The organism is Verrucosispora sp. SN26_14.1 (assembly GCF_004307965.1).
In the GTDB taxonomy this organism is placed as follows: Bacteria; Actinomycetota; Actinomycetes; order Mycobacteriales; family Micromonosporaceae; genus Micromonospora.
In genome coordinates, this window is record NZ_SISL01000276.1 from 1 (window position 1) to 8,089 (window position 8,089).

The following is an 8,089-nucleotide window of genomic DNA, read 5'->3' on the forward strand; positions in this document are numbered from 1 at the left end:
CAGCCGTCCGGTGGGCTGCCGGGCACGCAGGGCGGCCAGTTCGGCGGTCGGGTCGTCGGCGGCGTCGATCAGCCGGCGCACCCACGGGGTGTCGACGGTGCCGGGGTTCACGCAGGTGACCCGGATGCCCTCGCCGACGTGGTCCGCCGCCATGGCGAGGGTGAGCGCCTGCACGGCGCCCTTCGTCGCGCCGTACAGGGCCCGGTCGGGCAGGCCGGTGCTCGCCGCGATCGAGCCGATGTTGACGATCGCGGCGTGGGCGGAGCGCCGCAGGTGCGGCAGGGCCGCCCGGGTCACCCGGACCATCCCGACGACATTGACGTCGAACACCCGGTGCCACTCCTCGTCCGGGTTGGCCTCGACGGTCCCCCGGGCGCCGGTCCCGGCGTTGTTGACCAGCACGTCGAGCCCACCGAGGCGGGTCGCGGCGTCGGTCACCGCTGCGGTCACCGAGGTGGGGTCGGTGACGTCGCACCGCACCCCGAGCAGCGGTGCCGGTACGCCGGAGGGGTCCAGGTCGAGGCAGGCCACCGACGCTCCCCGCGCGGCCAGCAGTCGGGCCGTGGCGAGGCCGATGCCCGAGCCGCCACCGGTGACCACCGCGGCCAGCCCGGTGAACTCGCCGGTCACGACGCCTGCCCGACCGTCTGGCGTTGGGTGCCGAGACCGTCCACCTCAAGCTCGATCACGTCGCCGGGACGCAGGTACGGCTTCGGTTCCGGCATCCCGAGCGCCACGCCGGCCGGGGTGCCCGTGTTGATCACGTCACCCGGTTCGAGCACCATGAACTGGCTGACGTACCGGACCACCTCGGCGACCCCGAAGATCATGTTCTTGGTGCTGCCGTCCTGACGGCGCGTGCCGTTGACGCTCAACCGCAGACCGAGCTGCTGCGGGTCGGGCACCTCGTCGGCGGTGACCAGCCACGGGCCGAGCGGGTTGAACGTCTCGCAGGATTTGCCCTTGTCCCACTGGCCGCCGCGTTCGAGCTGGAACTCCCGCTCGGAGACGTCGTTGGAGACGGTGTAGCCGGCGACACAGGCCATCGCCTCGTCGTCGCTGTCCAGATATCGCGCGGTGCGGCCGATGACGACGGCGAGTTCGACCTCCCAGTCGGTCTTGACGCTGCCGCGCGGGATCAGCACCTCGTCGTCCGGGCCGATCACGGTGTTGGGCGCCTTCATGAACAGGATCGGTTCGGTCGGCAGCCGCGCGCCGGTCTCGGCCGCGTGGTCGGAGTAGTTCAACCCGACGCACACGATCTTGCCAGGGCGGGCGATCGGCGCCCCGATCCGTGGCGCGGGGTCCGCGAGCAGCGGCAGCCGTCCCTCGGCGAGCGCGGCGCGGACCCGGGCCGGGCCGTCCCCGGCGAGGAAGGTCCCGTCGATATCGGTCACCAGGTCGGAGAGGTCCCGCAGACGGCCGTCCCGGTCCCGTGCGGCGGGGCGTTCCTGACCGACCGCGCCCACTCGAAGTAGCTTCACGCCGCACCTTTCGGACAGAGATCGACCTTGCTGCATCGTTATAGAGGAGTCACGACGGTGTCGGCAAGGGGTCGCCCGCCCCGGCGACGCGGGTCAAGGCGTCAGCGGTGCGGTCGAGCCGGCGTCGAGCGCCTGCCGGGCCCGCTCGACACCCGACCGGATCATCGCGCCGTACCCGTCGTCGGGGAGCGCGTCGAGGTCCGCCACCGCCGCCGCCAGGTGGCGGCGCGCCTCGGCGGCGTCGCCGGTCCGCCGGTGGGCGTCGGCGAGGTTGAGCCGCAGCGACGGCAGGAACGCCCGTACCCGCAGCGAGTCGTGGTACCGACGGGCCCGCTCGTCGCTGAGGTCGGTGATCGCGGCCAGAGCCCGCTGGTCCCAGGCCAGCTCGTCGGTGACCGAGTCCTGGAGGTCGGCGAGGAAGTGCGCGACGGTGCACCGGTGCAGCGCGTCACCGTCCGCCCCGATCGTCTCCCAGAGGCGTTCCAGCGCGTCCCGCGCGCCCGCGCGGTCCCCGGCGTGACCCGTCTCGACGGCAGCGCCGATGGCGGCCATCACGTCATCCGTCACGTCCGTCGTGGACTCCGGCACGGGCTGCTCCTCCTGGTCTTCGTGACCGGTGGCGGGCCGCAACGGCGGATGGCGCACCGGGCGGGTCGGATGTCCCGCACCGCACCAGGATGTGCCCTCGACCGGGTCGAGGGTCAAGACCGGTCGGCCGCCGCCGGGCCACGCCGTCGGGCCAGCCACAGCCAGGTCGTCAGCTCGTGTGCGACGACACCGCCGTGGGTGTCGACGAGGTCGGCCAGCGCGACGTGCAGACGGGTCCGCTGCGCCTCGGGCAGCATCCGGTGCGGCGAGAAGGTGGAGAGCAGGGTGAGGTAGCGCGCAGTGTCGTACGGCACCACGGTCACCACCCGCTCGTGCGTGACGTCGGTGAACCCGGGTGCCGTACGGAGCTCCTGCGGATCGAACGCGCCCGGGTGCCGGGTGTGCACCGGCCGTCCGGGCAGGTCGGCGATCTCCGGGGCGTACCGCTGGTAGACCGCGTCCATCGCGGTGCGCAGTCCCACGTCGGCGAACCCGTAGTCGTGCCCGAAGATCGCGAGCACCCCGCCGGGTGCCAGCGCCTCGGCGGCCATGTCGGTCCGTCGGGTGTGGTCCACCCAGTGCCACGCCTGCGCGCTGGCCACCAGATCCACTCCGCCGGGCGGCGGACGCCAGTCCTCGAACCGGCCGACCACCACCGACACCAGGTCGTCGCCGGTGAAGCGCCGCGCCAGCAGCGCGGCCATCGCCGGATCCGGCTCGACACAGGTCAGCGGTACGTCGAGACGACGCAGCAACGCGCTGCCCTTGCCGGTGCCCGCGCCCGCCTCCACCACCTCGGCCGGTGTGCGGGTGGCGTACCCGGCGATCAGGTCCAGCAGTGCCGCCGGATAGTCCGCCCGGCTCCGCTCGTACGCGTCGGCGACCTCGCCGAACACGGTCCGCTGCTCCCGTGGCACCGCCATGCCGCCACCCTACGGAAGAAGTCCGGCGGCCGTGGGGACCCGGCGGGGCGTCGGCGCGGGCTGGCCCAGCTCGCCGTGCAGGCGGGCGGCGTCCTGGCGGGGCGGTAGGCCGAACCGGCGGCGGTACTCGCGGCTGAACTGGGACGGGCTGTCGTAGCCGACCTGCCGGGCGACGCCGGTGACGTCGTCGGGACGGGTGGCGAGCAGGAGCCGGGCCTCCTGCAACCGGATCTGCTTCTGGAACTGGATCGGACTCATCGCGGTGACCGCCTGGAAGTTGCGGTAGAAGGCGGAGACGCTCATGCCGGAGAGCCGGGCGAGATCCTCCACCCGGAACGCCCGGGAGTAGTGCTCCCGGATCCACCGGACCGCGCGGGCGACGTGGCTGAGGCTGCTGTCGGCGAGACCGAGCTGCCGCACGGTGGCCCCGTGCGCGCCGGTCATCAGCAGCCAGAGGATCTCCTGTTTGACCAGTGGCGCCAGCACCGTCGCGTCGCGTGGCCGGTCGAGCAGGCGTACCAGTCGGACGGCCGCGTCGAGCAGCTCCGGGGGTGCGTCGCTGACGGCCAGGCCGGACGGCGCGCCGCCGCCGACCGGCGGCAGGTCTCCGGGCGCCGCCCGCAACAGCACCTCGGCGACCGCTGTCGGACGCAGGACCAGGCCGACGCCGAGCGCCGGGTGGTCGGGGTCGATCCCGAGGAACTGGCCGGTGACCGGCAGGTCCACCGAGGCGACGAGGTACTGCCCGGCGCGGTACTCGTACACCCGGTCGCCGGTCGCGAGTCGTTTCGCGCCCTGGGCGATGAGCGCCAGCACCGTGCCCGACATCGACGGCGACGGCGGCCCCGACCGGCCGACCCGCGAGATCAACAGGTCGTCGATGGCGGTGTGCTGGTCCGGGCGGGCATGGCGGTCGAGCAGGTCACGTAACTCGTCGAGGCTCACCGGACCATTGGAGCAGAAGAACGATCCTCGCCACAACGAGAGGATCAGGCAAGAGCACAGGACCATCGTTCTAACGTCCTCGCTGCCCCGGCTGCTTGTATGGGTGAGTCGATATCTCATCGACAGCGTCCCCACTGGAGGAATAACCGACATGACCATCGACCACGGCTTCCACGCCACCATGACCGCACAGCCCGGCATGGGCGACGAGGTGGTCGCGCTGCTGCTCGACGCCCCCGCGCTGACGCACCCGGACTGTGTCGTCTTCCTGGTCGGACGCTCGGCCGGCGACCCCGACGTCGTCCACCTCACCGAGGGCTGGACCAGCCGGGCGGCACACGCCGAGTTCTTCACCACCGCCCCGGCGCGCGACCTCGTCACGCGACTCGAACCGCTGCTCGCCGCCGAGGCGACCTACACCGACGAGGTGCCGGTCGGCGGTAGAGCCGCCCTCTGAGCCGACACCCACCCCCGCCGACCCGAGGACCCGCCATGACGTTGCCCCGCCCCGACCTCGACCCCGACCTGCGGGCACTGCTCGCCGACCTGCCGCTGGTGGCCCGACTCGACGCCGACGTGCTCGAACAGATCCGGCCCTACGCCACCACCCCCGTGGAAACCCTGCTCGACGGCGTGTCGGTGGACCGACAGGAGATCACCGTCCCGGCCGCCGACGGCACCCCGATCCCGCTCGCCGTGCTGCGCCCCGCCGAGAGCAGCGACGGCGCACCGGCACCGTGCGTCTACTGGATCCACGGCGGCGGGATGGTCCTGGGCGACCGCTACGCCCAACTCGACATCCCGCTCGAATGGCTGGACCGCTTCGGTGCCGTGGTCGTCTCGGTGGACTACCGGCTGGCGCCCGAGGTGACCGGCACGACCCTCGTCGAGGACTGCTACCAGGGTCTGCTCTGGACCGCCACACACGCCGCCGACCTGCACATCGATCCGGCCCGCCTGGTCGTCGCCGGGGCCAGCGCGGGCGGCGGCCTGGCCGCCGGGGTGACCCTGATGGCCCGTGACCTCGGCACTCCGCCGATCGCCGCCCAGGTGCTCATCGGCCCGATGCTGGACCACCGCAACGACACCACCTCCAGCCGGCAGTACTCCGGTGGACCCGGTGTCTGGACCGGCGAGTCGAACGAGTTCTGCTGGCGCTGCGTCCTGGGTGAGGAGACCGATCGACCGGTGCCCGCGTACGTGTCGCCGACGCTCGCCGACGACCTGGGCGGACTGCCCACCACCTACGTCGACGCCGGCTCGGCCGAGGTCTTCCGGGACGAGAGCGTCGACTACGCCAGCCGGATCTGGGCCGCCGGTGGTCAGGCCGAACTGCACGTGTGGGCGGGTGGCTGCCACGGTTTCGACGCGATCCTGCCGCAGGCGGCCATCTCCAGCACGGCCCGCCGTACCCGCACCGACTGGCTCGCCCGGGTGCTGAGCTCCGACGAAGGGAACCACTGACCATGCGTATCGCCATCGTCACCGGCGGCAGTTCCGGCATCGGCCAGAGTGCCGCGCTCCAGATCGCCCGACGCGGCACCGGGGTGATCCTCACCTACCAGAACAACCCGACCGGGGCGCACGACACGGTGGCGCGCATCGAGAGCGACGGTGGACGCGCCGTCGCGTTGCCGCTCGACCTCGGCGACTCCACGCGCTTCCCGGCCTTCCACGACGCGGTGGTCACCGCGCTGCGCGACACCTGGCAGCGGGACACCTTCGACTACCTGGTCAACAACGCCGGGGCGAGCCGGACGGCGACGTTCGAGGACACCACCGAGGAACTCTTCGACGACCTCATGCGGGTGCTGTTGCGAGGGCCGTACTTCCTCACCCGGACGCTGCTGCCCCGGCTGGCCGACGGCGGCGCGATCGTCAACGTCGCCAGCAACGCCGTCGGTGCCGGCCTGGAGTCCGGCTACTCCGCCTACGGCACCATGAAGGGCGGCCTGGTGGTGCTGACCCGCTACCTGGCCAAGGAACTGAGCGGGCGGGGTGTACGGGTCAACTCGGTCTCCCCCGGCTCCACCCGCACCCGCATCGCCGGCGACGCCTTCGCCCGGCACCCGGAGGTGATCCCGCAGTTGGCGGCCCAGACCGCTCTCGGCCGGGTCGGTGAACCGGACGACATCGGGGTGGCCATCGCCGCCCTGCTCGACGACGCGGGCCGATGGATCACCGCCCAGGACATCGAGGTGTCCGGCGGTTATCGGCTCTGACGGGGGCGGCCGGGGCGGGTGGCTCGTCCGCCCGCCCCGTCGACCGGGCACCATGGTGGCCGACAGGAGGGTTGGCGACGACGCGGCGTAACGGGCATGATCGTGTTTCGCTGCGAGGGACCGTCCGGATCGTCAGATCGGGGTGGCAGGAGGGACGCCGTCGATGACGCCGGCACAACTACGCGCGTACGTCGCGGTGGTCCGGATGGGTTCGGTCAAACAGGCCGCCGCGCAACTCGACGTCTCCGAGTCGGCCGTCTCGTTGCACATCGCGCAGTTGCGCAAGGAGTTCGGCGACAAGTTGTTCACCCGTACCGCCGTCGGGCTCGCCTTCACCCCCGGCGGGCTGCGGCTGGCCAGCCGGGCCTCGGAACTGCTGGGCCTGCAGGACCGCACGGTGGTCGAGGTGACCGCGGCGGCGCGGGGACGACGGATGTTGCGGGTCGCCGCGTGCAGCCTCTTCGCCGAACTCGCCGCACCCGGCCTGATCAAGCTGTTCACCCGGCGCGCCGCCGACCTCGACGTCGAGCTGAGCGTGCGCGACGCGGGTTCCTTCGAGACGCTGCTGCTGACCCGCGCCGTGGACATCGCGATCGGTCCGCAGCCGCCGGTGGTCGACCCGGCGATCACCTGCCGGCCGGTGATGAACTACCGGCTCGTGACCGTCGTCGGACCGGAGCATCCGCTGGCCGGAGTGCGGGCGTCGGCGGCCCAACTGCGCGAGCAGACCTGGCTGCTCGGCCCCTCGGGCACCGCCCAACTGGGTGCGGTGCCGGCGATGCTGCGCCGACTCGCCGTGCCCGAGGACCGGCAGCAGATCTTCCAGAGCCACGCCGCCGCGCTCGGCGAGGCGAAACGGGGCAAGGGCATCGCGCCCGCGCTGGCGTTCACCGTCGCACCCGAGGTCCGCAGCGGTGACCTGCTGCTGCTGGCCGGGCCGCACACCCCGGTCGAGGACGGCTGGCACTCGCTGCTGCTGTCCAGTTCGGGTGCGCCCTCGGCCGCCGCGGAGCTGTCCCGGTTCGCCTCCACCTCCCGCGCCATCCAGGCGATGATGCGCGGCGCGGGCGTCAGCGTGGGTCACTTCAAGCCGGCGGTCCACGTGACGCTCTGGAGCTGACCGGCGGCGTCCAGCAGGTCCTGGAACGTACCGGCCGGCAGCAGCCGGTCGCAGTAGGGCAGCGCGGCGGCCATGCCGGCCACCCGGGGGGCGAAACCGGGTGCGCCGGCACGCGGGTTCAACCAGACGATCCGGTACGCCCGACGGCGCAGCCGGGCCATGGCGGCGGCGAGGTCGGCGGGCGGGTCGCTGTCCCACCCGTCCGACCCGATCACCACCACGGCACCGCGAACGAGATCGCCGTGGTGGGAGGCGAGCAGCGTCCGCACGTTGGTGGCGATCCGGGTGCCGCCGAAGCGGTCGGTCACCGCCACGCCGGCCCGGTCCACCGCCTCGACCGGCGAGGAGTGCCGCAGCACGGTGGTGAGCCGGGTCAGCGTCGTCGCGAACGCGAACACCTCGGCGTCGCTGACCGTGGCGAACGCCCGCATCAGGTGCAGGTAGGCGGTCGCCTGGGCCCGCATCGACTCACTGACGTCGCAGAGCAGCACCACCCGGCGCGGTCGGCGGACCTGCCGTTCGCGTACCACCTCCACCGGCTCCCAGCCGGTGCGGCGGGCCCGCGCCACGGTCGGTCGCAGCGCGATCCGCCGTCCGGCCGGACTGACCCGGTGCCGCCGGGTACGCCGGGTCGGCCAGCGGCGCACGGCGGCCCGCAACACCTCGCCGAGCAGCGCCACCTGCCCGTCGTCGAGGTCCTCGAACGGCCGGTCGGCGAGACCGGCGAGGGCGGCCGGACGCCGCTCGGGCAGGCGCAGCGCCGCGTCGGACTCCTCCGCCTCTGGCTCGTATACACATATCCGAGCC

General features: G+C 72.9%; 10 protein-coding genes. 4 read left to right on the forward strand and 6 right to left on the reverse strand.

The window, feature by feature from the left end; genetic code table 11:
- From EYA84_RS21425 to EYA84_RS21445, 5 genes are all read right to left on the reverse strand, one after another.
- Positions 1-630, reverse strand: a 630-nt coding sequence (locus EYA84_RS21425) for an SDR family NAD(P)-dependent oxidoreductase (RefSeq protein WP_131054836.1), incomplete at its 3' end; no start/stop codon positions are given.
- On the reverse strand, positions 627-1,484 hold the full coding sequence (locus tag EYA84_RS21430) for a fumarylacetoacetate hydrolase family protein (protein ID WP_131054837.1): 858 nt from the start codon (positions 1,482-1,484) through the stop codon (positions 627-629). The genes EYA84_RS21430 and EYA84_RS21425, both read right to left, overlap by 4 nt.
- 93 nt (positions 1,485-1,577) lie before the next feature.
- Positions 1,578-2,072 carry a hypothetical protein gene (locus EYA84_RS21435; RefSeq protein ID WP_394347596.1) on the reverse strand — a complete coding sequence of 165 codons (495 nt, stop codon included), beginning with the start codon at positions 2,070-2,072 and terminating at the stop codon, positions 1,578-1,580.
- Between the two features lie 113 nt (positions 2,073-2,185).
- The gene (locus tag EYA84_RS21440) at positions 2,186-2,995 is read right to left on the reverse strand and encodes a trans-aconitate 2-methyltransferase (protein WP_131054838.1); all 810 of its coding nucleotides are present in this window, start codon (positions 2,993-2,995) and stop codon (positions 2,186-2,188) included.
- Positions 2,996-3,004: 9 nt separating this feature from the next.
- Positions 3,005-3,940: an AraC family transcriptional regulator gene (locus tag EYA84_RS21445; protein ID WP_131054839.1), complete on the reverse strand. Its 936-nt coding sequence runs from the start codon at positions 3,938-3,940 to the stop codon at positions 3,005-3,007.
- A gap of 151 nt (positions 3,941-4,091) precedes the next feature.
- Between EYA84_RS21445 and EYA84_RS21450 the strand changes: the two genes are divergently transcribed.
- The 4 genes from EYA84_RS21450 (at position 4,092) to EYA84_RS21465 (ending at position 7,282) form a co-directional block, all read left to right on the forward strand.
- Positions 4,092-4,397 carry a putative quinol monooxygenase gene (locus EYA84_RS21450; RefSeq protein ID WP_131054840.1) on the forward strand — a complete coding sequence of 102 codons (306 nt, stop codon included), beginning with the start codon at positions 4,092-4,094 and terminating at the stop codon, positions 4,395-4,397.
- 35 nt (positions 4,398-4,432) lie between these two features.
- Positions 4,433-5,404 carry an alpha/beta hydrolase gene (locus EYA84_RS21455; protein ID WP_131054841.1) on the forward strand — a complete coding sequence of 324 codons (972 nt, stop codon included), beginning with the start codon at positions 4,433-4,435 and terminating at the stop codon, positions 5,402-5,404.
- Between the two features lie 2 nt (positions 5,405-5,406).
- Entirely contained in the window at positions 5,407-6,162 is a 756-nt protein-coding gene (locus EYA84_RS21460; protein WP_131054842.1) for an SDR family NAD(P)-dependent oxidoreductase, read from the forward strand.
- Positions 6,163-6,325: 163 nt separating this feature from the next.
- On the forward strand, positions 6,326-7,282 hold the full coding sequence (locus EYA84_RS21465) for a LysR family transcriptional regulator (protein WP_131054843.1): 957 nt from the start codon (positions 6,326-6,328) through the stop codon (positions 7,280-7,282).
- Here EYA84_RS21465 and EYA84_RS21470 read toward each other — a convergent pair.
- Positions 7,243-8,089: VWA domain-containing protein (locus EYA84_RS21470; protein ID WP_131054844.1), on the reverse strand; the 847-nt coding region annotated here is incomplete at its 5' end. The two genes, EYA84_RS21465 and EYA84_RS21470, sit on opposite strands and share 40 nt — an antisense overlap.